Genomic DNA, 1,714 nt, shown 5'->3' with positions numbered 1-1,714 from the left:
CCGGGGTCGCCGCGCCTTCCTGCACACCTGTGCCGCCGGCCTGCTCGCCGCCACCCTGCCCGGGCGCGCCTTCGGGCGCGCGGCGCCGGTGCGCATCGGCGTGGACGCGGAGTTCATGGACCCCAACAGCACCGCGGACGACGCCGTCCTCTTCGGCGCCCGGGCCGCGGTCGATGACCTCAACGCCCGCGGCGGGGTGCTCGGCGGGCGGCCGCTGCAACTGGTGACCAGCGACAACCGCAGCGTCCCCGCGCGCGGCGTGGCCAACCTCGAGCGCCTCGGCGCCGAGCGCGACGTAGTGGGGGTTCTGTGCGGGAAGTTATCGCCCGTGGTCATCGAGCAGCTGCCCACCTTGCACGCCCTGCGCCTGCCCCTGCTCGCCCCCTGGGCGGCCGCCGACGCGATCATCGACAATGGCCAGCGCCCCAACTACGCCTCCCGCATGGGTCTCTCCGACACACTCGCGATCGACGCCCTGCTCGGCGAAATCGAGCGCCGCAAGCTGCGCCGCATCGGCCTCCTCGCCCCCCAGACCGCCTGGGGACGCAGCTGCCAGTACGCCGCCGAACGCTACATCGCCAGCCGCGCCCGGCAGCGGCTGGAGATCGTCGGCATCGAGTGGCACCGCTGGGGCACCCACGACTCGATCCCGGACAGCTACCGTACCCTGCTCGAGCTCGGCGCCGACGCGCTCCTGCTGATCGCCAACGAACCGGAGGGCGCAGCCCTGGTGAAGGGCCTCGCCGGCATGCCCGCGCAGGACCTGCGCCCGATCTTCAGCCACTGGGGGATCAGCGGCGGCTGCTTCCCCGAGCTGTGCGGCGCGGCGCGGCAGCATGTCGAGCTCGAGCTCGTGCAGTCCTTCAGCTTCACGTACGCCCGCGGCGAGGACGGCGCCCGCCTCGCGCAGCGCGCCATGCGGCACTTCGGGGCCGAGACGCCGCTGGCCGTGCCGTCGCAGACCGGGATCGGCCCCGCCTACGACCTGGTGCGCCTGCTCGCGGTCGCGATCGAGCGCGCGGGCGGTACGCACCGTCCTGCCATCCACGAAGCGCTGGAGCACCTGCCCACGCGCGAGGGGGTGGTGCGCAGCCACGCCCCCGCCTTCACCCCGACCCGGCACGAGGCCCTGGGCGCGGGCGACGTGCTGCTGTGCCGCTTCGACGCCGCCGGCCAGCTACGGCCGCGCTGACCGGGGACGCCGACCACGATGCCCCCGCACCCGCCCGAGCGCTCGCGCAACTGGCGCAGCTGGCGCCAGGCCAGCCTCACCACCCGCATCTCGATCTTCGCCGGCATGTTGACGACCATCGTGCTGCTGCCTGCCCTGCTGGCGTCGTACGCCGCGCTGCACACCCTGATGCTGGAGAAGCTCGGCTACGAGCTCGAGGCCACCGCCTCCGAGGTCCGCCTGCGCTTCGAGGCCCGACTCGAGTCCGACATCGACAAGCTCCTCGGCATCTCGCGCCAGACGATCTTCAGCAACGCCCTCTCGGACTCGGCCGGGCGCACGCAGTACGTTCGGCCCACCCTGATCGACCTCTGCCGCGCCACCCCGGAGCTCGAGGCGCTCTTCATCGCCGACTTCCGCGGCCGCGTGCTGGAGAGCGGCTGCGCATCCGCGGAGGCCTCGCCCGGCGCGAGCGCCCTCGCGCAGGACGCAGTCGAGCGCGCAGCCACGCAGCGCGCCCTCGCGCGCGAGGGCGCCGGCCTG

Annotated in this window: 1 protein-coding gene and 1 pseudogene; both read left to right on the top strand. The window is 74.0% G+C overall.

The window, feature by feature from the left end; translation table 11 throughout:
* Positions 1–1,192 (top strand): ABC transporter substrate-binding protein (locus C667_RS22735; RefSeq protein WP_004387778.1); only part of this gene is annotated, 1,192 nt, incomplete at its 5' end.
* 18 nt (positions 1,193–1,210) lie between these two features.
* Positions 1,211–1,714 (top strand): annotated as a pseudogene (locus C667_RS22730) (hypothetical protein); the annotation flags it as partial.

Source organism: Thauera phenylacetica B4P (assembly GCF_000310225.1).
In the GTDB taxonomy this organism is placed as follows: Bacteria; Pseudomonadota; Gammaproteobacteria; order Burkholderiales; family Rhodocyclaceae; genus Thauera; species Thauera phenylacetica.
Note: the sequence above shows the minus strand (reverse complement) of the source record. Positions and strands in the feature narration are given on the sequence as shown.